This is a genomic window from Pseudofulvimonas gallinarii (genome assembly GCF_004343305.1).
In the GTDB taxonomy this organism is placed as follows: domain Bacteria; phylum Pseudomonadota; class Gammaproteobacteria; order Xanthomonadales; family UBA2363; genus Pseudofulvimonas; species Pseudofulvimonas gallinarii.
In genome coordinates this window covers 1-23,582 of record NZ_SMAF01000022.1, presented here as the reverse complement: position 1 = coordinate 23,582, position 23,582 = coordinate 1, and the positions used below count along the sequence as shown (strand labels likewise).

At 68.0% G+C, this 23,582-nt stretch carries 22 protein-coding genes and 1 pseudogene; 9 read left to right on the top strand and 14 right to left on the bottom strand.

Translation table 11 applies throughout. The features are described 5' to 3' along the window. Positions 1–5: 5 nt before the first annotated feature. Positions 6–1,805: a DUF1800 domain-containing protein gene (locus EDC25_RS12035; protein WP_164484178.1), complete on the bottom strand. Its 1,800-nt coding sequence runs from the start codon at positions 1,803–1,805 to the stop codon at positions 6–8. 104 nt (positions 1,806–1,909) lie between these two features. Further along, positions 1,910–4,717 carry a M16 family metallopeptidase gene (locus tag EDC25_RS12030; RefSeq protein WP_240639726.1) on the bottom strand — a complete coding sequence of 936 codons (2,808 nt, stop codon included), beginning with the start codon at positions 4,715–4,717 and terminating at the stop codon, positions 1,910–1,912. A gap of 126 nt (positions 4,718–4,843) precedes the next feature. On the opposite strand from EDC25_RS12030, the gene EDC25_RS12025 reads away from it, so the two are divergent. Next, positions 4,844–5,539 carry an SDR family oxidoreductase gene (locus EDC25_RS12025; protein WP_123522975.1) on the top strand — a complete coding sequence of 232 codons (696 nt, stop codon included), beginning with the start codon at positions 4,844–4,846 and terminating at the stop codon, positions 5,537–5,539. Positions 5,540–5,560: 21 nt separating this feature from the next. Here the strand turns inward: EDC25_RS12025 and EDC25_RS12020 are convergent, their stop codons facing one another. Next, a complete protein-coding gene (locus EDC25_RS12020; protein WP_123522976.1) occupies positions 5,561–7,321 on the bottom strand; it encodes a hypothetical protein in 1,761 nt (586 codons plus the stop codon). Between the two features lie 164 nt (positions 7,322–7,485). Between EDC25_RS12020 and trmL the strand changes: the two genes are divergently transcribed. Together trmL and EDC25_RS12010 are read left to right on the top strand one after the other, a co-directional pair. Further along, positions 7,486–7,950, top strand: coding sequence for a tRNA (uridine(34)/cytosine(34)/5-carboxymethylaminomethyluridine(34)-2'-O)-methyltransferase TrmL (trmL, locus tag EDC25_RS12015; protein ID WP_123522977.1), 465 nt, complete (start codon positions 7,486–7,488; stop codon positions 7,948–7,950). Positions 7,951–8,040: 90 nt separating this feature from the next. Further along, entirely contained in the window at positions 8,041–8,754 is a 714-nt protein-coding gene (locus EDC25_RS12010) for an outer membrane beta-barrel protein (RefSeq protein ID WP_123522978.1), read from the top strand. A 105-nt stretch (positions 8,755–8,859) separates the two neighbouring features. Here the strand turns inward: EDC25_RS12010 and EDC25_RS12005 are convergent, their stop codons facing one another. From EDC25_RS12005 to EDC25_RS11985, 5 genes are all read right to left on the bottom strand, one after another. Next, positions 8,860–9,867, bottom strand: coding sequence for an NAD(P)H-dependent glycerol-3-phosphate dehydrogenase (locus tag EDC25_RS12005; protein ID WP_123522979.1), 1,008 nt, complete (start codon positions 9,865–9,867; stop codon positions 8,860–8,862). Between the two features lie 10 nt (positions 9,868–9,877). Further along, the gene (gene secB / locus EDC25_RS12000; protein ID WP_123522980.1) at positions 9,878–10,378 is read right to left on the bottom strand and encodes a protein-export chaperone SecB; all 501 of its coding nucleotides are present in this window, start codon (positions 10,376–10,378) and stop codon (positions 9,878–9,880) included. Positions 10,379–10,523: 145 nt separating this feature from the next. Beyond that, positions 10,524–10,955: a rhodanese-like domain-containing protein gene (locus EDC25_RS11995; RefSeq protein ID WP_123522981.1), complete on the bottom strand. Its 432-nt coding sequence runs from the start codon at positions 10,953–10,955 to the stop codon at positions 10,524–10,526. 75 nt (positions 10,956–11,030) lie between these two features. Continuing rightward, entirely contained in the window at positions 11,031–11,447 is a 417-nt protein-coding gene (locus tag EDC25_RS11990; RefSeq protein WP_123522982.1) for a hypothetical protein, read from the bottom strand. Positions 11,448–11,508: 61 nt separating this feature from the next. Beyond that, positions 11,509–12,021, bottom strand: a complete 513-nt coding sequence (locus EDC25_RS11985; RefSeq protein ID WP_240639727.1) for a YiiD C-terminal domain-containing protein — start codon at positions 12,019–12,021, stop codon at positions 11,509–11,511. Positions 12,022–12,061: 40 nt separating this feature from the next. Between EDC25_RS11985 and EDC25_RS11980 the strand changes: the two genes are divergently transcribed. The 3 genes from EDC25_RS11980 (at position 12,062) to EDC25_RS11970 (ending at position 15,350) form a co-directional block, all read left to right on the top strand. Next, positions 12,062–12,895, top strand: a complete 834-nt coding sequence (locus EDC25_RS11980) for a uroporphyrinogen-III synthase (RefSeq protein ID WP_123522983.1) — start codon at positions 12,062–12,064, stop codon at positions 12,893–12,895. 62 nt (positions 12,896–12,957) lie between these two features. Further along, a complete protein-coding gene (locus EDC25_RS11975) occupies positions 12,958–14,082 on the top strand; it encodes a coiled-coil domain-containing protein (RefSeq protein WP_123522984.1) in 1,125 nt (374 codons plus the stop codon). Between the two features lie 2 nt (positions 14,083–14,084). Further along, positions 14,085–15,350: a heme biosynthesis HemY N-terminal domain-containing protein gene (locus EDC25_RS11970; RefSeq protein ID WP_123522985.1), complete on the top strand. Its 1,266-nt coding sequence runs from the start codon at positions 14,085–14,087 to the stop codon at positions 15,348–15,350. A 121-nt stretch (positions 15,351–15,471) separates the two neighbouring features. On the opposite strand, the gene EDC25_RS11965 is transcribed toward EDC25_RS11970, so the two are convergent. Together EDC25_RS11965 and EDC25_RS11960 are read right to left on the bottom strand one after the other, a co-directional pair. Continuing rightward, a complete protein-coding gene (locus tag EDC25_RS11965) occupies positions 15,472–16,059 on the bottom strand; it encodes an SGNH/GDSL hydrolase family protein (protein ID WP_123522986.1) in 588 nt (195 codons plus the stop codon). A gap of 5 nt (positions 16,060–16,064) precedes the next feature. Continuing rightward, the gene (locus EDC25_RS11960) at positions 16,065–17,300 is read right to left on the bottom strand and encodes an aminotransferase class I/II-fold pyridoxal phosphate-dependent enzyme (RefSeq protein WP_123522987.1); all 1,236 of its coding nucleotides are present in this window, start codon (positions 17,298–17,300) and stop codon (positions 16,065–16,067) included. 193 nt (positions 17,301–17,493) lie between these two features. Here EDC25_RS11960 and rsgA point away from each other — a divergent pair, with 193 nt between their 5' ends. Continuing rightward, positions 17,494–18,561: a ribosome small subunit-dependent GTPase A gene (rsgA, locus tag EDC25_RS11955; protein WP_123522988.1), complete on the top strand. Its 1,068-nt coding sequence runs from the start codon at positions 17,494–17,496 to the stop codon at positions 18,559–18,561. After that, the gene (locus EDC25_RS11950) at positions 18,558–19,808 is read left to right on the top strand and encodes a peptidase MATCAP family protein (protein WP_123522989.1); all 1,251 of its coding nucleotides are present in this window, start codon (positions 18,558–18,560) and stop codon (positions 19,806–19,808) included. The genes rsgA and EDC25_RS11950 overlap by 4 nt, the downstream gene beginning before the upstream one ends. Positions 19,809–20,300: 492 nt before the next feature. Here the strand turns inward: EDC25_RS11950 and arsB are convergent, their stop codons facing one another. The 3 genes from arsB to EDC25_RS11935 are packed head-to-tail and all read right to left on the bottom strand — an operon-like array spanning position 20,301 to position 22,253. Further along, positions 20,301–21,353 (bottom strand): ACR3 family arsenite efflux transporter, encoded by a 1,053-nt coding sequence (gene arsB / locus EDC25_RS11945; protein WP_123522993.1) that lies wholly within the window; start codon positions 21,351–21,353, stop codon positions 20,301–20,303. Positions 21,354–21,366: 13 nt separating this feature from the next. After that, positions 21,367–21,885, bottom strand: a complete 519-nt coding sequence (locus EDC25_RS11940) for an arsenate reductase ArsC (RefSeq protein ID WP_123522990.1) — start codon at positions 21,883–21,885, stop codon at positions 21,367–21,369. 35 nt (positions 21,886–21,920) lie between these two features. Then, on the bottom strand, positions 21,921–22,253 hold the full coding sequence (locus EDC25_RS11935; protein ID WP_123522991.1) for an ArsR/SmtB family transcription factor: 333 nt from the start codon (positions 22,251–22,253) through the stop codon (positions 21,921–21,923). 98 nt (positions 22,254–22,351) lie between these two features. On the opposite strand from EDC25_RS11935, the pseudogene EDC25_RS11930 reads away from it, so the two are divergent. Further along, positions 22,352–22,843 (top strand): annotated as a pseudogene (locus tag EDC25_RS11930) (NAD(P)H-dependent oxidoreductase); the annotation flags it as partial. Positions 22,844–22,989: 146 nt separating this feature from the next. Here EDC25_RS11930 and EDC25_RS11925 read toward each other — a convergent pair. Beyond that, a partial coding sequence (locus tag EDC25_RS11925) for a DUF6998 domain-containing protein (protein WP_425599499.1) occupies positions 22,990–23,582 on the bottom strand: 593 nt, incomplete at its 5' end.

Here is a 23,582-nt window from a genome sequence, read left to right as displayed (position 1 = left end):
CCTCCTCAGCGGGCCATGAACTGCGGACTGAACAGGATGCAGCCGACCATGCCCCGAAGGCGGCTGTGCCAGTAGTTCGGGCTGCCATCGGTTCCCAGGCCGGCAGTGTTGCCGGAAGGACCGTTGCCGATGCCGACATCGGGATTGAACAGGCTCACCGTGTCCGTGTTGCGCGCCATGAAATCGCGGATCGCCGTGTGCAGCGGCGTGCCCGCCCAGCCGTTGACCGGATCCGGCGCCCAGCCCAGCGCACGCCGCAGCCAGAAGTTCGCCAGTTTGTTGGGCGTGTGTTCCGCCGGTGAATTGCTGAACTCGTTCTGCGTGATCGCCAGCACCGGCGCCAGCGGATCACCCTGGTTGCTGCCGGTGTTCTCGTCCAGCACCCAGTCCACCGTGCGCCAGGCGTGCACGAAGGCACCGCCGCCCAGCCAGTAGTTGCGGTCGTCGGGAAAACCGTCGGGTGGCCGCCAGTCGAACGGCCGGTGGCCGCTTCTACGGAAGCGGTCCATGAAGGAATTGCTCTCGCTGTCGTCGCGGCGGATGGTGAAGTCGGCGCTCACCGCGCGCAAGGCGCCGACCACCGCCTCGAACGGCTTCTTCACCTTGTTGCCGAAGTTGCCGATATCGCGGAACGAACCGGGACCGGCATCGTGCAGCAGCAGCGCACGCAGCGTGAGGCGGATCTGGTCCGGCGCCATGCGGTTCTGCCAGAACACGTTGGCGACATGGTCCACCAGCTCCTGCGGCGGAGCGTCGCTGACGAAGCGCCGCGCCAGCTTCAGGGCGATATGGCGCGCCGTGCCCGGATGGTAGGCAAGGCGGTCGAGGAACAGCTGGTGCTCGGTGGCGTACGGCGTGTTCGCAGCGACGAACTGGCCGAGCACGTTTTTCTGCCCGATGTCGTGCTGGGCCGGGATCATGTAGGCGACGCCGGTGTTCGGCCCGCCGCTGGCACCGCGATGGAAGGTCCAGCCGGTGAACGCGCGCGCCAGTTCATAGACATCGGCATCGACATAGCCGACCGGCCACCCCGCGCCGGGCTGGCCGGCGGGAATGTCCGGCACCTCATGCTGCTGCAGGTTCGCGCCGAGGTAGTTGATCGAGCCCAGCGTGTGCAGCTCGATGATCTCGCGCGCGTAGTTCTCGTTGAAGCTCGGCGCGCGGTTGATGTAGTTGTCGAGGTAATACAGCATCGCCGGCGAGTCGAACGTCGCCTGCAGCATGCTGCGGAAGTTGCCGAGCGCGTTGCGACGGATGACGTCGCGGTCCCAGCTCACCCACGTCGGCGCCGCGTAGCGGTCATAGCCGTAGATGTTGAAGTGGTTGTGCCAGAAGTCCGCCATCTGCTCGAACAGGCCCCAGCGCGAGTAGGTCGCGCGCACGAACACGGCGCGTTCGATCTCGCGGATCGGCAGGTCGCGCGTATACGGACCGCCGCTCGGATTGCCGTTGACTTCGTGGTCCTGCCACAGCTGCTCGAAGGTCTTGCCGAGCGTGGTGTAGTTCTCGTGCGCCAGACGCGCGGCGACGTCGGGATCGGTGACGTCACCGGCCGGGTTGGTCGAGGGATTGAGCTGCTGGTCGACGAACGCCGTCAGGCGCGCGTCGTCGTTGGCACCCAGCGCGTTGAAGGCCTCGACGCTGAAAGGCGTGCCGCGGCGTGGGCCGTAGCCGAGGCGGTTGAGGACATACACCGCGAAGGGCGGTGTCAGCACCTGGCGCATCGCCTTGGCCTGCGATGCCTGCGTGCCGGAAAGAAACTGCCGTCGCGAAGTGGCGACGCCTGAAACGCTTGATCCGTCCATCGTTGGATTCCCCCCACAGGAGCGCCCGATGGTACTCGAGTCGCGGCGGGACGGACCGTGACGGCGATGGCGGTTCCGGGGCCGTCCCCGGAACCGCCCGGCCCTCATTCCGCGGTGGCGGTTTTCGGCCGGCCGTCGGCATCCAGCACCGTGACCTCGCCCAGTTCCAGGGCGCGGACCGGCGCCTCGATGGTGGCCAGGTCGCCGACGACCACCCAGGTCAACGCCTCCGCGTCGATCACCGACATGGCGGCCCTGACCTGGTCGTCGCTGGTGTCGAGGATCTGCCGGCGCAGCGAGGTGACGTAGTCGTCCGGGCGCCCATAGCGAACGATGGCGGCAATGGCGCCGAGAACGGCGGTGCCGGTCTCGAAGGATCCCGGCAGCCGGTGCACGCGGTTGGTGCGGATGTGTGCGATTTCGCCGCTTGAAGGTGGACGGGTGCCGGTGAACTCGGCGATCTCGCGACGGATCTCGGTGATGGCCTCGGCGGTGCGGTCGATCTGCACCGGCGCATAGCCGATCCAGGGCCGCTGCCCGAGCGCATTGCTGGCGCCGGTGCTGACGCCGTAGGACCAGGCCTTGTCCTCGCGCAGGTTCATGTTCAGGCGCGAGGTGAAGGTGCCGCCGATGACGCCGTTGCCGATGTCGAACGCCAGCGACGAGGGATCGGCCGTGGACGGCACCACCTGGCCGACGAGGATGTTCGCCTGCACCGCGCCGGGCTGGTCCACGAGGAACACGCGCGCCGCCGACGGTCGCGGCACCGTGCCTCGATGCAGCAGCGGCCGCGGCGTTTCCGGCGCCTTCCAGTCCCCCAGGTGCTTCTCCAGCAGCGGCAGCAGTTCGTCCATTGCGATATCCCCGACCACGATCAGCGTGGCGTTGTCCGGGCGCACCCAGTCGCGGTGGAACGCGATCAGGTCATCCTGCTGCAGCGCGACGATGGACGCCTCGTCGCCGCTGCCGGTGAACGGGATGCCGTAGGGGTGGTCGCGCCCGTACAGCAACGGTGGCAACAGGCGCATCGCCAGGCTGCCCGGCTGGGTCTTTTCCTGGGCGATGCCGGCGAGCCACTGCGCGCGCACGCGCTCGATGTCGGTGACGAAAAAGCCCGGGCGCCGGATCACGTCGGCATAGAGGGTCAGCGCCGGCGCCAGGTTTTCGTGCAGCACCGACAGGCTGATGTTGCCGGCGTCGAGCGAAGCACCGCTGCCGATTCGCGCACCGAGGCTTTCCGCCGCGGCTGCCAGTTCCAGGGCGGATCGACCGCCGGCGCTTTCCGGCAGCATGTTCATGGTGAAGCTGGCGGTCCCCGGCTTGCGTCCGGCATCGGCGCTGTAGCCGCCTTCGATTTCCAGGCTCATCTGCACCAGCGGCAGGCCTTCGCGGCGCGCGAGCACCACGGCCAGCCCGTTGTCGAGGCGGCTGCGCTGCAGGGTCGGGAATGCCAGGTCGGGGAATACCTCTACCTTCGGCGGGCCGGCACTGCGGTCGACGTCGCTGGCGACGGTGCGATAGCGCGGATCGGCGGCAGCCACCTCCGGCAGTTCGCCCGGATCGCCACTGACGACGTCCTCGGCCTGCGCCGGACGTTCGCCGGGCTCGACCAGAACGGTGTGGCTGCCAGCAGCCAGCCACTGGCGCGCCGCATTGCGCAGGTCGCGACTGCTCGCGCCCTGGACCCGCGCCAGCGCCTGCCGGAAGCAGCCGGGATCGCCGGTCAGCACGGTGCACTGCGCCAGCACGTCGGCCTTGCCGGAGAAACCGCCGACATGCTCGATCGCGCGCACGAAGGTGGCGCGAATGCTGGTGCGTGCGCGATCCAGTTCCGCGCGATCCGGCCCGCGCCGGCGCAGGCGTTCGATCTCCTCGTCGATTGCCGCTTCCACGCGCGCCGGATCCACGCCGCGCTTGATGTCGGCGACGATGATGAAAGTCCCCGCCAGCTGGTCGGCGCCAGAGAATGCCGAAACCATGTCGACCAGCTTTTCCTGGTGGACGAGGCGGCGGTCCAGGCGCGAGGCGGCACTGCCGCCGAGGATCTCGCCGATCAGCTTGAGATGGGTCTCATCGCGACTGCCGAACTGGGGTGTCACCCAGGCGCGGTACAGGCGCGTCTGGGCGACGCGGTCGGGCAGCGTCGCGCGCGTCGAGGCCTTGCGCGCCGGCACGTCGACCGGTGGCTGCGCCATCGTCGGGCCGGCGGGAATGTCGCCGAAATAGCGCGTGACCTTGGTGCGCGCGGTTTCCAGGTCGATGTCCCCGGCCAGCACCAGGACGGCGTTGTTCGGCCCATACCAGGAACGGAACCACCAGCGCACGTCATCCAGCGTCGCCGCATCCAGGTCGGCCATCGAACCGATGGGCAGGTGCGCATAGCGGTGCCCGGCCGGGAACAGCGAGGACAACAGGTGCTGCCACACCATGCCGTAGGGCTGGTTCTCGCTCTGGCGCTTCTCGTTCTGCACCACCGAGCGCTGTTCGTCCAGCCGCGCCTGGTCGACGCTGCCGAGGAAATGACCCATCTGCTCGGACGCCATCCACAGGCCGAGGTCCAACGCCGTGGTCGGCACGTTGGCGAAGTAGTTGGTGCGGTCGAAGCTGGTCGTGCCGTTCATGTCGGTAGCGCCGACCATTTCGAACGGCTTGAAGAACTCGTCGTTGTAGTTTTCCGTGCCCTGGAACATCAGGTGCTCGAACAGGTGCGCGAAGCCGGTGCGGCCCGGCTGCTCGTCCTTGGAACCGACGTGGTACCAGATGTTGATGGCGACGACCGGTGCCTTGCGGTCGGTATGCACGACGACGCGCAGCCCGTTGTCGAGGCTGAAGGTCTGGTAGGGAATGTCGATGGCCGTGTCGGCCCGGGCGAGGCTGGCGACCATGGCGCCAAACAGGATCAATGTTCGCATTGGGAGGGTCTGCATCTCATGGAGGCGGACCGGAAAGGATAGCCGCCCCGTCGCGGCGGCGCCGCACTACGCCGGCGGACAGGCCGCCTGCAGCTAGACTGCAGGGGCCACTGCCGGGAGTCCGTCATGCAGGTACTCGTCACCGGCGCCAATCGCGGCCTGGGCCTGGAGTTCACGCGCCAGTACCTCGCACGCGGCGCCACCGTATACGCCGCCTGCCGCCAGCCCGGCCAGGCGCTCACACTGAACCACCTCGCCGCGGAGCAGCCGTCGAAGCTGAAACTGCTGCCGCTGGATGTCAGCCGTCCGGCCAGCATCCAGGCCTTGCGCAACGAGCTGGCGCTGCTCACGGACCGGCTCGACCGGCTCATCAACAACGCCGGCATCCTGGTTCGCGGCGAACGCTACGGCCAACTCGATGCGGACGCCATGGCGCGCAGCTACCAGACCAACGCCATCGGTCCGGTGCTGCTGGCGCAGGCCTGTACCGACCTGCTGGCGAAGGGTGAAAGCGCGCGCATCGCCAACATCAGTTCGGGACTCGGCTCCATCAGCGGCGTCGAGGGCTTCAACTCACCCAGTTACAACGCATCGAAGGCGGCGCTGAACATGTGGACGCGGCTGCTCGCGCAGGCGCTCAATCCGCGGGGCGTGCTGTGTTTCGCGCTGCGTCCCGGCTGGGTACGCACCGACATGGGTGGCGAAGGCGCACCGCTGGACGCCAGCGAGTCGGTGGCGGGAATGATCGGGCAGTTCGAGCAGGCCGGTCCGGAAGACCAGGCCAGCCTGCTCGGCCATGACGGCAGCCGGACACCGTGGTGACGGCGTCCGGCCGCCGCGCGATCAGGGCGTGCCCTTGGTCAGCGTGACGGTGCCGCTGTCGCCATCGACGTTGGTGTAGGTGAAGGTCGCGGTGGTCGCCGAGTTGAAGACCAGCGTGTAGGTGCCGGTGAACGTCGGCGTGCCGGAATTCTGCGTGAAGCGCGCGACGCGGCCGCCGAGGCGGTCCTGCCCGGTCCAGATGTCTTCCAGCTGGTACCACTGCGCCCGGTTCTGGCTGTCATAGCGGAACCACAGCGAGAACAGGCCGCCACCGTCCAGGCGGAACAGGCTGAGGCCGCGGCGGGCCTGGTTGGCGTTGTACCACTGGCCGGTGTAGTCGCGCGTGGCGCCGTTGTTGCCGCCACCGCCGCCGGTGCTGCCGATGAACTGCTGGATGGACGGATACACGCGGTCCAGGCGCGAGTAGTAGTCGTAGTTGCCGGATCCTTCAGAGCCACCGGAATTCCCGCAGGTAGCGGCGCCGCCGATCAGGCCGCCACGCAGGTAGTAGCTGGCGTTGTCACGGGTGAACAGACCGGAACCGCTGCTGCCGCCCTCGGTGGTGCCTTCCGTCCAGGTCGTGCGCCAGGCCGAGGTGACCAGCTGGCCGCCGACGGAAGTGTTCTCCTGCGTGCGCAGGTAACGGCCGAAAGTCACTTTCTTGATGTCGCCGCTGGGATGGTGGATGGCCGTCACCGGGTCATTGGCGCTCAGGGGACCGGCGTCCCAGCCGGCGAACGCCGCATTGGCAGGCAGGTTGCCGCGCAGTTCCAGCAGCAGCGCGTCGGTGCTCGAGGAAGAGTGCCGGTAGTCGGCACCGCCGGTGACGCGGATGTTCTGGCCACTGTTGTCGACGTTGCAGGTCGGCGTTTCGTACTGCCAGTAGGTTTCCAGCGTGCTCGCCACCGCCTGCGAGTCGATGCAGTGGTGGGCGCTGTAGAACCACTTGCGCTGCGTGCTGTTGTCGAGGTCGTTGAGCAGCGTGCCGGTGCAGGTGTAGCTGCCACCATCCTGGAAGACCATGCGTGCAACCGCGTTCTTGGCGGCGACGAAGAGATTGCCCAGCGAGTTCGTGCGGCAGACCACGTCGATATTGCAGGAGCCGGAATCACCCAGCGCCTTCAGTTCGAAGCCGGCCCGGTGCGGATCGACGATCAGGTGCGACACGCCCGCGATCGATGCGCCGGATGGCGGCAGGCCGTCGGTGCTGGCCGGCACGAACCACTCTATGCGCTGGCGCTCGCCGGTCGTGGTCGATGTCCAGAAACGACCCTGCGCATCCCGCTGGTCGCGCATGCGCTCGACGTCGGCGCCGTCCTGCTGGCCGGCGAAGTCGCCTTCGGATCGCAACCAGGCGCCATCGGGCAGGCCGGCCACGTCGACCGCCACGCGCAGGGCCGCCGCGCCCGGCGCTTCCACCTCGACGCTGGCCTGCCAGCCACCGGCGACCGGTCGCCACACCAGGGCAGACGCACTGCCGGTGGCGACTTCGCTGCCCAGGTCACGCTCGACGCCGATGCGCAGGCGCTTGATGCCGGGCGCGGCATTGGCGCGTTTGACCGCTTCGATGCGCTCCTCGGGCAGGCGCAGCAGTTCGATCCGCGCGTCGGCGTTGATCGACGTGGCGGCAGCCTGGGTCCAGCGCTCCGCGGCGAACGCCTTGACCTGCAGTTCCGGGCGAAGCGCTTCCCATTGCGCCCGCGGCGCCTGCTCCGCGAACACGGGGCCTGCCGCCACGACGGCGGCCAGGGGAAGGAGGCGAAGCGGCGACCTGATGTTCATGAACTGTCCTCTGGGAGTCGTGGATCGATGGTATCGCAGGGCGCGGATGCGTTCTGCCATGCCTCCCATACGCAACAGACGGATGAAACCTGCCGGATACAATGGCCGCCGCCGGGCAACGTTCAGTCAGCGCGGCTTCGACCTTTCACGGACCACCGCCACGCATGTTCGACGTCGTCCTGTTCCAGCCGGAGATTCCACCCAATACCGGCAACGTGATCCGTCTGTGCGCCAACACCGGCTCGCGCCTGCACCTGGTCGCGCCGCTGGGTTTCGAGCTCGACGACGCCCGCCTGCGCCGCGCCGGGCTGGATTACCACGAATACGCCCCGGTGCGTGTCCATGACAGCCTGGACGCGTTCCTGCACGAGGTCGCGCCGGCGCGCCTGTTCGCCTTCAGCACGCGCGGGCAGCAGCGCCATGACCAGCCGCGGTTCGCCGCCGGCGATGCCTTCCTGTTCGGACCGGAAACCCGTGGCCTGCCCGAGGACCTCCTCGATGGCCTGCCCCCGGACCAGCGGCTGCGCCTGCCACTGGTGCCTGGCAACCGCAGCCTCAATCTTTCCAATTCGGTGGCGGTCGCGGTGTACGAGGCCTGGCGGCAGCTGGGCTTCCCGGGCGGGCAATGAACCTGGCGTAAAAATCCTGCCGGCCGATCCGCGCAAGCGCTGGGTCGCTCCCTACAATGGCCGCGTTCTGAACTGTCGAGGACCCGCAACATGATGCGCACCACCCTTTGCCTCACCCTTGCCCTTTCCGCCGGCAGCGCCCTCGCGCAGCAGCCCTTCAACAACCCGGGCGTGAGCTGGTCCTATTTCGACATCGGCCTGCAGCACGTCTCGCCGGACAACAGTGCGCTCGACAATGGCACCGGCGCCGCGATCCGAGGCTCGGGTGAAATCAACGACAACTGGCACGTCTTCCTGGGCTGGAACCGCACCGCCATTGAAGGCCGCTACGTCGTTCCCGCAACGGGCGGCACTGCACTGGCGATCCTGGACGACGACGTCGACCACTTCAATGTCGGCATCGGCTACAACCTGCCGGTCGCGGCGAACACGGACCTGTTCTTCCGCGTCGCCTACGAACGCCTCGGCAGTGCCGACTTCAGCATCAATACCGTCGCGCTGGTACCGGTGGACTCGGGCAAGATCGACTCGACGGACGGCTTCAGTGGCGAGCTGGGCGTCCGTGCGGCCTTCACGCCGCGCTTCGAAGCGGGCGCATCGATCCGCCATGTCGCCCTGGACGATCCCAAGGTCACCGTGGCCGGTAACGAGCAGGCGTTCCCGCCGATGCTGCGTGACGACTCGACGACGTCGGCGGTGCTGTATGCGCAGTACCGCTTCGGCAACGGCTGGGGCATCGTCGGTGAAGGTGAACTCAGCGGCGACTACAACAAACTCTTCGTGGGCGCGCGCCTGAGCTACTGAGCGGAATACGCGCTGGCATCGTTCGCCGAGCGGTGCCGGCGCCGGTTCGGGCGGCAAGGCGCGCGCATTGCGCACCAGCCGTTCAGCCGCCCAGCGGGGCGCCGCTCAGCGGAATTCGGGTTTCTGCTCGCGCGAGAGCAGCAGGCGCACGCCTTCGGTCGGCGTGATCTCACCGCGCAACGCCTTTTCGACCAGCGCGCTGATCGGCAGCTCGACGTCGTGGCGCCGCGCCAGGCGCATGACTTCCTCGGCCGTCTGCAGGCTTTCAACGACCTGGCCGATCTCGCGCACCGCCTCGTCCAGCGGGACACCGTGTCCGAGTGCCAGGCCCAGGCGGCGGTTGCGTGAGAGGTCACCGGTGCACGTCAGCACCAGGTCGCCGAGTCCGGCCAGGCCCATGATGGTTTCCGGCTGTCCACCCAGCGCCCTGTTGAGGCGCAGCACTTCGGCCAGGCCGCGGGTGATGAGGCCGGCGCGTGCGTTCAGCCCCATGCCCATGCCGTCGGATACGCCGACCGCCACGGCCAGCACGTTCTTCATCGCGCCGCCGAGGCCAGCGCCGAGCATGTCGGTACCGGTGTAGGCGCGGAACGTCGGTGAATGGAAATCGCGCGCCACCGCGGTGGCAAAGGCGGCGTCCGGGGAATGGATGGTGACGGCGGTCGGCAGGCCCTGCACCACTTCGCGGGCGAACGACGGTCCGGTCAGCACCGCCTGCGCATGGCGGTCGCCGAGCAGCTCCGCTGCGACTTCATGCAGGAAGCGACCGGTGCCGGGCTCGAAACCCTTGCTCGCCCAGACCACGCCGGCGTCGGCGGGGAGCATCGGCGCGATGCGCGCGAGCAGGTCGCCGAAGGCATGGCTGGGAGTGACGACCAGGACGATGCGCGCGTCGGCAACCGCCGCGGCGAGGTCATCGCTGTAGGTGAGCGATGCCGGCAGATCGAGGTCCGGCAGGTAGCGGGCGTTGCGTCCGCTGGCGGCCATCGCCGCCATCTGTGCAGTGTCGCGACCCCACAACCGGGTCGCGACACCGTTTCTTGCCAACAAGGCCGCCAGGGCGGTGCCCCAGGAACCGGCGCCGAGAACGGCAATCGGTCGCTGCGCGGCCATGTCGTGATCGTCAGGCGTGGCCGACCAGGCCTTCGCCCTGCCCTTCGGCGGCGCGGCGACGCATCTGCTCGGCGTACAGCTGATCGAAGTTGATCGGCTGCAGGACGAACGGGGGGAAGCCGCCGGCCAGCACCAGCTCGCTTATCGTGCTGCGGGCATACGGGAACAGCGCCTGCGGGCAGTAGGTGCCGAGCACGGCCTGGCGGGTCGCGTCGTCGAAGCCTTCCAGCACGAAGATGCCGGCCTGCTTGATCTCGGCCAGGAACACGACCTTCTCGGCCAGTTCGCAGGTCAGGTTGACGCCCAGCACGACCTCGAAGGCGGTGTCGCCGATCTGCTGCACGCGCTGGCTCAGCTCAAGCTTGAACTGAGGCTGGCCCTGCTCCTGGAACACCTGCGGCGAGCCGGGCACCTCGAACGAGGCATCCTTGAGATAGATCTTCTGGATGGACAGCTGCGCGGCCTGCTGCGCTTCGGCCTGGCCGTTGGCGGCCGGGTTGTCGTTGGACATCGGGGATAACTCCTGAAGGAACGTGAAAACCGGATTGCGGACGCGGGATTATCCCACACCCTTCGATCTGGGCGTGGCCGGGGCGGTAATCAAGGCCACGTCGCCGGATCCAACGATCGCGGAACCGCAGGGCTCCGGCGACGATTCAGGCCTTGCCGCGCACCAGCGGCAGCTCGGCCGCCTGCCACTGCGCGACGCCACCGGCCAGCGCATAGGCGCGGGTGAAACCGGCTTTCACCAGTCGCTGCGCGGCACTGCCGGAGGACATTCCGTTCCGGCACACCACGACCACCGGGCGATCCTTGACCTTGGCCAGTTCCTTGTTTTCCGGGTCGAACTGGCTGGGCAGGACGTGGCGGCTGCCGGGAATGTGCGCCTTTTCGAAATCGGCCAGCGGGCTGAGATCGACGACAAGGGCATTCTCGCGGTTGATGAGCATGGTCAGCTGCGCCGGCGTCACTTCCTTGTAACCACGCAGGAAACGCGACACCACGCTGCCGATCAGGAACACGGTCAGGCCGACGAAGGCCATCACCAGAAACAGGTTCTGGGAGACAAATTCAGGGAAACGATCCATAAGACCGGCGATTATCCCGGTTGCGCGCCGGCCGCGCCACTGGAAAAGCGGCGCAGGGCACGGCGCCGACAGCGCCTACTGGCGCGTATCGAGGTTCGGCAGCCCGGAAACCAGCCACCAGCGCTTGGCATCCTCGTCGTAGCGCCAGACCTCGCGATCGACCAGCGACGACGTGGTCAGGGTGTGCCGGTTCATGAACTCGATCTGCGCGAACTGGACGATGCTGCCGTCGGGCTGCGGTTCGCGCGCGCGAGAGCGGTAGCCGGTGACACGCAGCTGCCGCCAGCGCTCCAGTTCCAGCTCCGTGGGCGGCGATTCCTCCAGCACCTTGGGATCGTGGAAGGCGATGATCTGTTCGACTTCGCCCCAGCGCACCGCGCCGGCGTAGAGGTACAGCGTCTCCTCCATCTTGTTCTTCTCGCTGCCGACGCCGCCACAGGCGCTCAGCAGCGCCGACAGCGCGACGACGGCGATGCGGACGATCTTGGACATGGACGCTCTCCCCCGTTTGGACACTGGGCCGGATTCTGGCAGATGGTGGCGATGACCGCGATCAGGACGCCGGGCGCGGCCGCTTCGGATCGATGGCGACGAAGCGCGCACTCAGCGATGCCGCGACGGTGCCGTCGACGAGCCGGCACTCCGCCTGCACGTGCGTGCGGGCGCGACCGCGGTCGAGATAGGCGGCCGCGAAGGCTTCCGGCGCCTCGTCGTCGCTGAAGGCATGGATGACGATGTCCTGCCACACCGGCGCCAGGTAACGGATATGGCTGTCCTGCACGTACACCTCCGCGCCTTCCGCCCGCTCGCCCAGCCGCAGCACGCTGGCGCCCCAGCCGGCCAGCGTCATCAGGCTGGCCAGGCTGCCGCCGAATGCGCAGCCCTTGTCGTTGCGGTTGGGTTCCAGCGGCGCCGTCACCACGAAGGTGCGGCCGTCCCAGCCGGCGAGGTCCAGCGCCATCGCGCGCGCCAGCGGGATGTCGGCCAGCAGGTGCGACTTCAGTTCGTCCAGGGTCATGGGCGCTACCGTCCAGTTGTCGAAGGCGGCGACTGTGCGGCGCAGCATCGTCGTGGTCAAGCGCGCACGGCTGCGATAATGCGCGGCAATGGATACGACAGGCGACCACGGGCAACCACTGGCAGGCATGCAGGTCTTCACGGTGCGCCCGCGCGATCGCGGCACGCGCCGGTTGCTCGCGGCCTTGCGCGCCGCCGGCGCCGACGCCTTCAACCTGGCACCGCAGCGCCTGGTCGCCTGCCCCGCGCCGGACGTCGGGCGGCGGATCGAAGACCTGGGTGATGCCAGCCACTGGCTGTTCACCAGTCCTGCCGCGGTGAGGATCGCCGCACGACAGGACGATCGCGCCGGCCTGGCGCTGTTCGCGCCGGCGGGTTCCCTCGCACGCGCCGGCGCGGCGGGCCGCGTCTTCGCGCCGGGCCCGGGTACGGCCGCGGAACTGCTGCACCTCGGCATCGCGCCGACGGTCCCCGACCAGCGCTACGACAGCGAAGGCCTGCTGGCATTGCCGGCACTGGGCGAACCACTGGAGGGCCACGTGGTGATCGTCGGCGCGCCCGATGGACGCGGCCTGCTGGCGCCCTCGCTTCGCGAACGGGGGGCGAAGGTCACGCTGCTGCATGTCTATGCACGCGTGTCGCAGCCGCTGCCGCGGCGCGAACTGGCGCGGCTGTGCGGCACCGACTGTCCGCTGCTGGTCGCCAGCAGCGGCGCGCTGCTGGACGCGCTGCTGGCGCAGCTGGATACGCGGCGTCGGCAACGACTGGCGTCCCGCTCGGCCATGGTGGTGGCCAGCGGCCGGCTGGCGACGCAGGCACGCGAAGCCGGTTTCACCGATGTCACCACCGCCACATCGGCGCGGCCGGAGGATCTGCTCGAGGCCGTCCACGCCCGGGCCGCGGCCGTTCGTGCGCCAGCGTGAGCGCGGCGGCAGTGGACCGCATGGCGCGAGCCGCGTCCACATTATCGGGTTAGCATACGCACATGAGCGATCGCGACGACGACACCCTCCCGGCCGACGACGTGACGCCCGCCATCCCCGCCCTGGAAGCAGGCGGTGACCCGGGCTTCCGTGATTCCGGAGCTGCACCGACCCGCCGCGGCGGACCGGCCCTGATCCTGTCCGTGCTGGCACTGGCCGCCTCGGGCGTCGCGCTGTGGCAGGCGCACATCGCCTCCCGTGGCGAGGAAAACGCCGAGGCCGACCTGTTGCAGCGCCTCGATGCGCTCGACACCCGCATCACCGAAAACGAACGCCGCGGCGCGCGCTACAACGAACTGGCAGGCACGCTGCGCGACCAGCTCGCCGAAAGCGAGCGGCTGCGCCAGCGGCTGCAGGAAGACCTGCTCGCCCTCGCCGACCGCAGCGCGCGCGCCGAAGCATTGATCGCCGATCTCGCGCGCGATGGCGCATCCAGCCAGCGCTCAGGCGAACAGGACGCACGGCAGTTGCTGATCCTGGCCGAAAGCCGCCTGCGCCTGTCCGACGACCGCAACGGTGCCGCCACCGCACTGGGCCTGGCGGAACAGGCACTGGCCCACGAACAGCGCTTCGCCGGCCTGCGCGCCGCCATTGGCGATACCCGCCGGCAGGTGGAAGCCCTGCAGCGTCCGCCATGGCATGCCGTGCAGGCGGAGATCGAAGGCATCAGCGAAGCGTTCGCCGGCGCGATCATCGAAACGAAGGCGCCGACACCGCGCCGCGATGACGGCCGCGGCTGGTGGGATCGCCAGTTCGACCGCTTCGACAACCTCATCAGCATCCGCCGGGAAGACGAGATCGCTGCGGCGATGCCGGCGGGACGCGAAGGCGTCGCATCGGCGCTGCAGCGCGCGCGACTGTCCGCGCTCGGCCATGACGGTGCCGCCGTGAAGGTGCACCTCACCGCCGCCCGCGCCGCACTCGCCGCCTGCTGCGAAGGTACCGATGTGCAGGCGCTGCTGGCGCGGCTGGATCCGCTGCTGGCGATCGACTGGACTTCGGCGCCGCCGGACATCGCCCTCCTGCGCCAGCGCCTGGACGACAGTGCCCCTGCGGTGCTGCTGCCCGCCCCCGATCCAATGCCCCCGGCCGACCGTGCCGGCATCGAACAGGAGAGCTCGACGTGAGCATGAAATGGTTCCTGCGCATCGTCGTGATCGTCGCGGTCCTGGTGATCGGCGCACTGGGATGGCAATGGCTGGCCGCGGACCCGGGCGTGGTGCAGCTGCGCATCCGCGGCTACGTGATCGAGACCACGGTGATCACCGCCGTCGGCCTGGTGGCGCTGCTGTTCGCGGCCATCTGGCTCGTATGGTGGCTGTTGCGCGCGCCGCTGCGCTGGCTCGCCGGTCGTCGTCGCGCGCGCTCGCGGCACGCCTTTGCCCAGGCGGAACTGCGCCTGCGCGAAGGACAGTGGGCCAAGGCCGAGAAGCTGTTCGTGCGCGCCGCCGAGGACAGCGACTTCCGCATCCCGGCCCTGCTGGAGGCGGCGCAGGCCGCGCACACGCGCGGCAATGAAGCGCAGGCACACGCCTACCTCGCCGCGCTCGACGACGATGCCGAGGGCCATCGACTGGTGCAGCTGGAACGCGCGCGCGAAGCGCTCGCCAACGAACAGCCGGCGCACGCGCTGTCGCTGCTGGAGGGGCTCTCGCCGCTGCCGCCGAACGGATTGCTGCTACGCCATGAAGCCTTGCGCCAGAGCCGCCGCGCCGAGGAAGCGTTGGCGCTGCTGCCGGAACTGCACCGCTGCCAGCTGCTCGACGGGCTGGCCTACGCCAAGCTGGAACTGGCCACCATCCTGCAGGCGCTGGCCGAAGCCTCCGATGGCGCGCAACTGACGCGCGTCTGGGAAGCGCTGCCGCGGGGCCAGAAGCGCACCGACTCCGTGGTGTCCGCCTACGTGCAGCGCGCGGTCGAACTTGCCGATGTCGATGCCTCGGCGCTGATCGAGACGCAACTCAAGCTGGAGTGGAGCGAGGACCTGATCCGCCAGTACGGCCGCATCCGCCAGTCCAGCCCGGCCCGCCGGCTCAAGCAGGCGGAAGCCTGGCTCAGCGGCCACAAGGACAGCGTTGGCCTGAACCTGACGCTGGCGCGCCTGCACCTGGCGCTGGGCGAAACCAGCCAGGCCGAGGAATTCGTCGGCCATGCGCTGGCGCTGGACAGCGATGCCGAAGCCTGGGAACTGATGGCGGACATCGCCGAACGGCAGAACCAGTCCGAAAGGGCACGCGTCGCCCTCGGCAACGTCCTGCGCAGCCGCCGCGGCGAAGCACCGCTGCCGCTGCCGGCGGGGGGCGCACGCGCCAGCCACCTCGGCCTGTTCGCCGCCTCCGAGAAGCGTGGCGAGCACGGTTTCCCGCAGTTGCCGGACGACGTCGCCGCGCACTGAAACCGCGGACCTGCCGGATGCGCATACCCGCGCATCCGGACAGCGCAGGCGCTGGCAGGGACGCGCGCCGCTTGTATGCAGACAGTCCTTGGCGCCTCGACCGGCGCGTGCGCGCCGCGCCTCAGCGCAGCGCGGCGATGGCGGCGGCGATCAGCTCGACCCAGCGCGCGTACTGCGCAGCGGACGGGTGCAGCCGGTCGCCCACCAGCATGGCGTCGTCGCCGGCGAGCCGCCGCGTCAACGGCGTGATGTCGACATGCGTGATGGCGCGCAGCGCACACAGTTCGACCTGTGCGGCGTTGTAGGCGTCGATCGACCCGGCGATGGCGGGCGGGCCGCGGTCATCGTTGTGGCCGAACGGCGTCGCGCCCCAGTCCGGGATCGACACCACGAACACGCGCTGCGGATCGCCGTCGGCCAGCGCCACCGCGCGGGTCAGCAGGCGGTTGAAGTACGGCAGGTGTTCGGCCACTTCGCGGTCGCGGTACTGGTCGTTGACGCCGACGAGCACGCTGACGATGTCGAACGGCCCGGTCGGCGATGCCTCGTCAAGCGCGACCAGCAGCTCGTCCGCGGTCCAGCCGGTGCGCGCGATCACCTCCGGCGCAGCCCAGGCACAGGCCTGCGCGAGCAGGTGCGGCCAGGTGTGCGCGGTATCGACACCCTCGCCGATGGTGTACGAGTCACCGAGGGCCAGGAAGGTGGTCATCGTCGTCAGGCCACCATCGCCGGCGCCGGCACGTCGCCGGCCATGCGTGCGATCTGCCGCTCGATGCGTTCAACCACTTCGGCCATCACCGGGGCATCCGGCAACAGCGTCAGGCGCAGGTGGTCGGGACGGTCGATGTTGAATCCGCGTCCGGGCACGACCAGCACCGACTCCTGTTCCAGCAGCGCCAGCGCGAAGGTGTGGTCGTCGATGCCCGGCACCTCGATGCGCGGGAATGCATACAGCGCACCGGCCGGCGCCACCAGCGACAGGTGCCCGCTGCGCGCGCAATGGTCGACCAGCATGCGCCGGGTCTCGTACAGGCGGCCGCCCGGCGCGGTCAGTTCCAGGATGCTCGATTCACCGGCCAGTGCCGGCTCGATCGCGTACTGGCCGGCGACGTTGGCGCACAGGCGCAGTGCCGACAGCAGTTCCAGGCGCTCGCGCAGGATCGCCGTCGATTCCGGCTTGCCGGACACGCTCATCCAGCCGACCCGGTAACCGCAGGCGCGGAAGACCTTCGACAGCCCACCGAAGCTGAGGCAGGGCGTCGCACCGGCCAGCTCGGCCAGCGGCGTGAACGCCGCGCCGTCGTAGAGGATGTTGTCGTAGATCTCGTCCGCCATCAGCAGCAGGTCGTGGCGGCGCGCGATCCCGACCAGTTGTTCCAGAAGCCCGCGCGGATAAACGGCACCGGTCGGATTGTTCGGATTGATCAGCACCAGCGCGCGCGTGCGCGGACCGATGCGCGACTCCAGCCGCTGCGGATCGGGCAGGAAGCCGTTTTCCACCGCGCAGTCGTAATACACCGGCACGCCATCGTTGAGGCGCACGGCCGCGCTCCACAACGGATAGTCCGGCGCCGGTACCAGCACCTCGTCGCCCGGATCGAGCAGCGCGCGCAGGCCCAGGTCGATCAGTTCGCTGACGCCGTTGCCGATGAACACCGATTCCGGCGACACCGACTGCGCACCGCGGGCGCGTTCGCGATCGGCGATGGCCGCGCGCGCCTGCGGCAGGCCCTGCTGGTGGCAGTAGGCCTCGCTGTCGGCGACGCCGCGCTCGACCGCCTCGCGCAGCACATCGGGCACGCGGAAGCCGAAGGCGGCCGGGTTGCCGATGTTCAGCCGCAGGATGTTGCGCCCTTCCGCCTCCAGCTCGCGCGCACGCCGGCTGAGCGGGCCGCGGATGTCGTAGGTGACGAGGTCGAGTCGGCGGCTGGGGCGGACGGGTCGCGGCATGTCGGCGGTGGCTGGGAACAGGATCGGCGCAGTCTAGCGGCGTTTCCCCGCGGCGACACGGCCGCGACATCGACCCGGCGCAGCATAGAAGCCAGACCCCGGCTGCCCGCCGGCCGGCGATCGCCTTACACTTGACCCATGTTCCGTGCCCAGGCCCGCCCGTGCCCCCATCGACCGTCATGAACCGCCGGTGATGCCGACGCCGCACGACCTTGGATCGATCGGCTGGCCACCGGGGCAGCCGTTCCCCGACCTGGAGGCCGGCCAGCAGCTGGTCCGCATCACCGGGCAGCACCGCAACGGCTTCGACGTCCATGACGGACTGGCATCGCGCCGGGCGCATTCTCCGCGCGGCATGGTCGCCGACAGCCACGGCGTCTCGACCCGGCCGGCGGTCGGCGACTGGACGATCATCGACCCTGCGCACACGCCGGCCGCGCTGGTCCGCCTGCTGCCGCGGCGCAACCTGCTCAAGCGCGGCGCCGCCGGCGAGCGCTACCAGCAGCAGATCCTCGCCACCAACCTCGACCTCGCCGTCGTCGTGATGGGCCTGGACGGCGATTTCAACCCGCGCCGCCTGCAGCGTTACCTGGCGCTGATCGCCGGCACCGGCATCGAGCCGGTGATCGTGCTCAGCAAGGCCGACCGCTGCGAAAACACCGGCGCACTGCGCGCGCAGATCGAATCGGCGCATCCGGACATTCCGGTGCTGGCGATCAACTGCAAGGATGCCGATGCCATCGCCCCGATCACGGCGCGGCTCGGCCCCGGCCGCACCGGCGTGCTGCTGGGCTCGTCCGGTGCCGGCAAGTCGACGCTGACCAACACGCTCATGGGCACGGTGCGGCAGAAGACCAGCGCCGTGCGCGAACACGACAGCCGCGGCCGCCACACCACGACATCGCGTTCCCTGCTGAAGCTGCCCAGCGGCGGCTGCCTGATCGACTCGCCCGGCATGCGCGAACTGAAGCTGACCGGCGAGGAAGTGGTCGAGGACGACGGCTTCGCCGCGGAGCTGGAGAAACTCGCCGCCGACTGCCGCTTCCGCGACTGCAAGCACCAGGCCGAACCGGGCTGCGCGATCCAGGCCGCGCTGGAATCCGGCGCGCTCGACCGCGACCGCTACGACCACTTCCGCAAGCTCGAAAGCGAACGCGAGCGCGCGGCGCAGCAGCGCGATGCCCTGCTGCGCCGCGCCGAAGAGCGCCAGCTCACGCGGGCGCTCAACCATCGCCTCATCGACAAGCACGGACGACGGTGAGCGATCTCGAACACTACGCCGCCCTCGATGCGCGCCTGGTTGCCGCCGCCAGGCCGATCCGCCTGCTCTCCGCGGCCAGCTGGCCGGCTTCGGTGCAGAACGCCTTCCTCGCCGGCGCCGACGACGCCACGCCGACGCTGCCCGTCGTCGAATACCCGCGCATCGACCTGTCGGACACGCGTCGCGAACTCGATGCCATCGCACTGGCCGCCGACGCGACCCATCCTGTCGGCGACTACCTGCGCCGCAGTGCCGGCGCCTACCACCTCGCTGCCGAGATCATCGAATCGCTGGGCAGTCCGGTCGTCGGCTCGCTGTCGGCGCGACTGTACGGCACGCCCGGCGAACCGCTGCCCGGCAGCCACTGGACCAACGTCGATGCCGCCGGCCACTTCATCGTGCTGGCCGACGAGCTCGACGCCGAACTCGACGACGCCGACAGCGCCGCCGTCATTCCCGCCGAGATCGCGCGCGATCGCATGCAGGCGGCCATCGATGCCGTCTTCGACCACCACCGCATCCAGGTGCAGCTCGATCCGGAACTGGTCGCCAAGGCGGCCGCCGGCGCCACCCGCGTGCGCCTGCGCTCCGGCAGTCATTTCTCCGCCGCCGATGTCCGCCAGCTGCTCGAACACGAGGTCCTGGTGCATTCGCTGACGGCGATCAACGGGCGCGAGCAGCCACACTTCCGCAGCCTGGCGCAAAGTTCGCCGCGCGTCACCGCCACCCAGGAAGGACTGGCCACGTTCGCCGAACAGATCACCGGCTGCATCGACATCCGGCGCATGAAGCGCATCTCGCTGCGCATCCTGGCCATCGACCGCGCCATCCAGGGCGCCGACTTCGTCGAGGTCTACCGCTTCTTCCGCGACGCCGGGCAGAGCAAGGTCGACAGCTTCGCGTCGAGCATGCGCGTGTTCCGCGGCGTGCCGGTCACCGGCGGCGGCGCCTTCTGCAAGGACACCGTCTATCTGCACGGCCTGCTGTCGGTTCACACCTTCTTCCGCTGGGCGCTCAAGCATCGCCGCCTGAACCTGCTGCGCTGGATCTTCGCCGGCAAGCTGGCGCTGCACGACGTGCTGGCGCTGGAACCGTTCTTCGAGGCCGGCTGGCTGGTGCCACCGACCTACCTGCCGCACTGGGCCGAACGCAGCGGCAACCTCGCCGGCCTGCTCGCCTTCTCGCTGTTCGCCAACCGCATCCGCCTCGACACCCTGCAGGCCGAGGACATCGTCCTCGGCGTGTGAGCCGGCCGCGAGGGGAGTGCCTGGCGGCGGCTCGAGAGTCGCGCCGGAGTCGGCCCGGCCAATTCCGGTCGCAGATTCCGGACCGGCCGGGCGCTGCTGCAGATGAGCACTGGAACTTGCCTGGCTGCCCGCATCCGGCCCGAACCTTTCCCTGCCCCGGGCGACCCGCGCCGAAAGGAAATCCTGAACATCAGGATGACTGGATGCTGCGTGGTCGGAACACGGGCCGGCAGCTGCTACCGGACGTTCATATCCCGATCCACCGCCGCCCGTTTCGCCCGGGGGCTTGATTGGGGTCCATCCATGGGTCGCACCGGCGACCACCTTCTTTTTCCTCGGCATTCGCCGGGCACAACACAGGAATCTCCGGCTGCCGCTGCGCCTCTCCGCATGTCGGCACTGGTTTTCCGGGGACCGCCGCTGACGAATGTCGGCGCGAGTCCCGACCCTGGCTGGTGACAGACGATCCCTGACCGTATCCCCTGGATACGATCACGCGCATGGTTCTTGCGCACGCTGGGGTGTTCGTTCGTACCATTGACGAGTGCGGTTGACTATTCCCACTACGGACAGCATCACCGGCACCTCGATCAACACGCCCACGACCGTGGCCAGTGCTGCGCCTGATTGCACACCGAACAGAGCGACCGCCGTGGCAACCGCCAGCTCGAAGAAGTTGCTTGCACCGATCAGGGCGGAGGGTCCGGCCACACAATGCGCAACACCCAGTCTGCGGTTGAGCAGGTAGGCCAGGCCGGAATTGAAATAGACCTGGATGAGAATCGGCACTGCGAGGATCAGGATAATCAGCGGTTGGCTGACAATCTGCCTTCCCTGGAAACCGAAAAGCAGTACCAACGTCGCGAGCAGGGCTGCCATCGAGACGGGTCCCAGGCGTGCCTTCAGCACCCGCTCCAGCCTGCCCTGGCCGCCACGTGCAAGCAGCCGGCGACGCACAACGACCGCTATGGCAACCGGGACAATGATGTACAGGCCGACCGACAACGCCAGCGTGTCCCAAGGCACTGCAATCGACGAGAGTCCCAACAACAGGCCGACCAGCGGTGCGAAACCCACCACCATGATGGCGTCGTTGAGCGCGACCTGGCTGAGCGTGAAATTCGGATCACCGCGACACAGGTTGCTCCATACGAAAACCATCGCGGTGCAAGGCGCGGCCGCGAGCAGGATCAGGCCCGCCATGTACGAGTCGATCTCATCGGGCGGGAGAAAGTCGGCGAAGGCATGCCGCAGGAACACATAACCCAGCAGCGCCATGGAAAACGGCTTTACAGCCCAGTTGACGAACAGGGTGACGCCCATGCCGCGCCAATGGCGGCCGACTTGACCCATGGCGCTGAAATCCACTTTCAACAGCATGGGGATGATCATCATCCAGATCAAAACCGCGACCGGGAGATTGACCTTCGCCACTTCCGTGCGGCCGAGGACTTCGAAAGCATCCGGTATGGCGTAACCCAGGACAGTGCCTGCGACGATGCACAGGCCCACCCAGATGGTGAGGTAGCGTTCGAACAGTCCCATGCCCGGCGCAGCCTCAGACATCGCCCGTCGTGCTCTCGCCGGAATGGGCGCAACCAATGCGGTCGAGCTGCACTTTCAGCGTTGGCCGGTCGTCCCAGGCCGCAGCGGGCACGTTGAGGAGGGCCTGCAGCCGCGCTTTGACCATGTGATGGACCTGACGAAACGCCTCCCGTTGTGCCCCGGCATCGCCATCCACCGCGGCGGGATCGGGAAGCCCCCAATGCGTACGCACGAAATCGCCCAGGACGATGGGGCAGGTCTCGTTTGCGGCGGAATCGCACACGGTCACCACCACGTCCATCCGTGGTGCATCCACAGTCGTGAACTCGTCCCAGGACTTGCTTCGCAGGCCTTCCGTGTCGAAGCCCTCTGCCTCCAGCTGGGCGAGAGCGTGGGGATTGATCACGCCCGCCGGGCGGCTGCCGGCACTGAACACCTCGAGACGATCTCCGCCCCAGGCCCGGAGCGTTGCTTCTGCCAATATGCTACGCGCGGAGTTGGCGGTGCACAAAAATAGAATACGACGTTTCATGGAACGACTTCCGGAAATTTGGGTGCATGGGGGAATCAGCACCCACAAGTCGTCGCTGAAGCCGGGGGACAACTGTCGTCCATCGCGCCGGCGCAGCAATTGTGGGTGAGGTAGGACACCAGTTCGCTCATCGCGTTGAAATCGGCGCGGTAACAGATGTTGCGGCCCCGGCTTTCGCCTGTGATCAAGCCGGCGTGGACCAGTTCCTTCAGGTGGAAAGAAAGGGTGGCGCCTGGAACCGCCAACGACTGGGCAATGGCCCCAGCCATGCGGCCGCCGGGTCCCGCCTCGACCAGCAACCGGAAGATGGCCAGCCGGGTGCTGTGGCCCAGGGCGGTCAGGGCAGCGATTGCCTCATTCGTTTCCATTAAACTAGAATAGTCAAATTAAATGTGAAGATCAAGCCACCTCGCTCGCGGGGCTCCCCCATATTTCCGCTGACCTGCTGCCCGGTCCCCATCATGAAATGCTTGGCGCGGACCCAGTCGCGCCACCTCCGCGCATCCTGCTGTTGTACGGCTCCTTGAGACCGCAGTCCTACAGCCGCAAGTTGGCCCTGGAGGCCGAGCGCATCCTGCGCCACCTCGGTGCCGAGACGCGGGTCTTTGATCCACACGGCCTTCCGCTGCTTGACAGCGTCGGCAAAGACCACCCGAAGGTGCAGCAGTTGCGCCACTGGTCGCAGTGGTCGGAAGGTCAGGTCTGGGTGTCGCCGGAACGGCACGGCGCGATCACAGGCGTCTTCAAGAACTAGATCGACTGGCTTCCCCTTGAAGAGGGTGGCGTGCGTCCCACCCAGGGACGGACGCTCGCGGTCGTGCAGGTGTGCGGCGGGTCGCAATCATTCAACGTGGTCAACACCTTGCGATTGCTGGGACGGTGGATGCGAATGGTGACGATCCCCAACCAGTCGTCGGTCCCCAAGGCGTGGCAGGAGTTTGACGAAACCGGACAAATCAGTTCCACAGCAGACGGGCTCTCGGTATCCTGTTGATGGCAGGTCATTCGTTACTCCTTCGTCTTCTCGTCAAAGAATCAACGAAAGGTAGCGGGTGGCCTGCCGCGCTTCACGTGCTCAGACCAAAGTACAGACTGGATGGTGCACTACCTGTCCGTCTGCGCAGTTCTCGCCGCCGTTAGTCTACGAGCCTTGCTTATGTCTAGCTCGTAGCAACCAGACGGCTCGTAGAAACGGGAAATCGCTACCGCAGCTCCAACTGGGCCGAAATAAACGGTGGAAATATTGCCATCTAGAAATTGAACCACCATCAGGTCGTCGACTCTATCCAATGTTGATTTAGAGATCGAAACGAAGCCAGAAACTTGAGCTGTGGTCTTTACGCTGATGCGACGGTCATTGCTACAAACAACATCAAAGCCATGTTGATTGGCCAAGTGTGCGAGCTTGCCACCAACTTGTAGCGCGCAATGAAATTCGCCTAAGCGGCCGATCAAATGACGGACTTCAGTTGGCTTTACGCCAAACTCCAGCGTCTCAAGCCTGATCAGCTCAAGATACTTGTCATGCAGCTTTTGGATTCGGTCTGCGGTGATCATGTTGTGCGGCCTAACGCCTGAATTAAGCCGCGCCGCGAAGCGGCGTCGGCTTGAATGATCGAATGGACTCCCCCCGCGTCGCCACACGGCTTCGAAGAGCCAGACAGGAGCATAGTCTCCGGACACAGGATCACGAGAGG

Coding starts and splice junctions, on each gene's coding strand:
- EDC25_RS12035 (WP_164484178.1), bottom strand. CDS start 1,805: ATGGACGGATCAAGCGTTTCAGGCGTCGCCACTTCGCGACGGCAGTTT.
- EDC25_RS12030 (WP_240639726.1), bottom strand. CDS start 4,717: ATGCGAACATTGATCCTGTTTGGCGCCATGGTCGCCAGCCTCGCCCGG.
- EDC25_RS12025 (WP_123522975.1), top strand. CDS start 4,844: ATGCAGGTACTCGTCACCGGCGCCAATCGCGGCCTGGGCCTGGAGTTC.
- EDC25_RS12020 (WP_123522976.1), bottom strand. CDS start 7,321: ATGAACATCAGGTCGCCGCTTCGCCTCCTTCCCCTGGCCGCCGTCGTG.
- trmL (WP_123522977.1), top strand. CDS start 7,486: ATGTTCGACGTCGTCCTGTTCCAGCCGGAGATTCCACCCAATACCGGC.
- EDC25_RS12010 (WP_123522978.1), top strand. CDS start 8,041: ATGATGCGCACCACCCTTTGCCTCACCCTTGCCCTTTCCGCCGGCAGC.
- EDC25_RS12005 (WP_123522979.1), bottom strand. CDS start 9,867: ATGGCCGCGCAGCGACCGATTGCCGTTCTCGGCGCCGGTTCCTGGGGC.
- secB (WP_123522980.1), bottom strand. CDS start 10,378: ATGTCCAACGACAACCCGGCCGCCAACGGCCAGGCCGAAGCGCAGCAG.
- EDC25_RS11995 (WP_123522981.1), bottom strand. CDS start 10,955: ATGGATCGTTTCCCTGAATTTGTCTCCCAGAACCTGTTTCTGGTGATG.
- EDC25_RS11990 (WP_123522982.1), bottom strand. CDS start 11,447: ATGTCCAAGATCGTCCGCATCGCCGTCGTCGCGCTGTCGGCGCTGCTG.
- EDC25_RS11985 (WP_240639727.1), bottom strand. CDS start 12,021: ATGCTGCGCCGCACAGTCGCCGCCTTCGACAACTGGACGGTAGCGCCC.
- EDC25_RS11980 (WP_123522983.1), top strand. CDS start 12,062: ATGGATACGACAGGCGACCACGGGCAACCACTGGCAGGCATGCAGGTC.
- EDC25_RS11975 (WP_123522984.1), top strand. CDS start 12,958: ATGAGCGATCGCGACGACGACACCCTCCCGGCCGACGACGTGACGCCC.
- EDC25_RS11970 (WP_123522985.1), top strand. CDS start 14,085: ATGAAATGGTTCCTGCGCATCGTCGTGATCGTCGCGGTCCTGGTGATC.
- EDC25_RS11965 (WP_123522986.1), bottom strand. CDS start 16,059: ATGACCACCTTCCTGGCCCTCGGTGACTCGTACACCATCGGCGAGGGT.
- EDC25_RS11960 (WP_123522987.1), bottom strand. CDS start 17,300: ATGCCGCGACCCGTCCGCCCCAGCCGCCGACTCGACCTCGTCACCTAC.
- rsgA (WP_123522988.1), top strand. CDS start 17,494: ATGCCGACGCCGCACGACCTTGGATCGATCGGCTGGCCACCGGGGCAG.
- arsB (WP_123522993.1), bottom strand. CDS start 21,353: ATGGGACTGTTCGAACGCTACCTCACCATCTGGGTGGGCCTGTGCATC.
- EDC25_RS11940 (WP_123522990.1), bottom strand. CDS start 21,885: ATGAAACGTCGTATTCTATTTTTGTGCACCGCCAACTCCGCGCGTAGC.
- EDC25_RS11935 (WP_123522991.1), bottom strand. CDS start 22,253: ATGGAAACGAATGAGGCAATCGCTGCCCTGACCGCCCTGGGCCACAGC.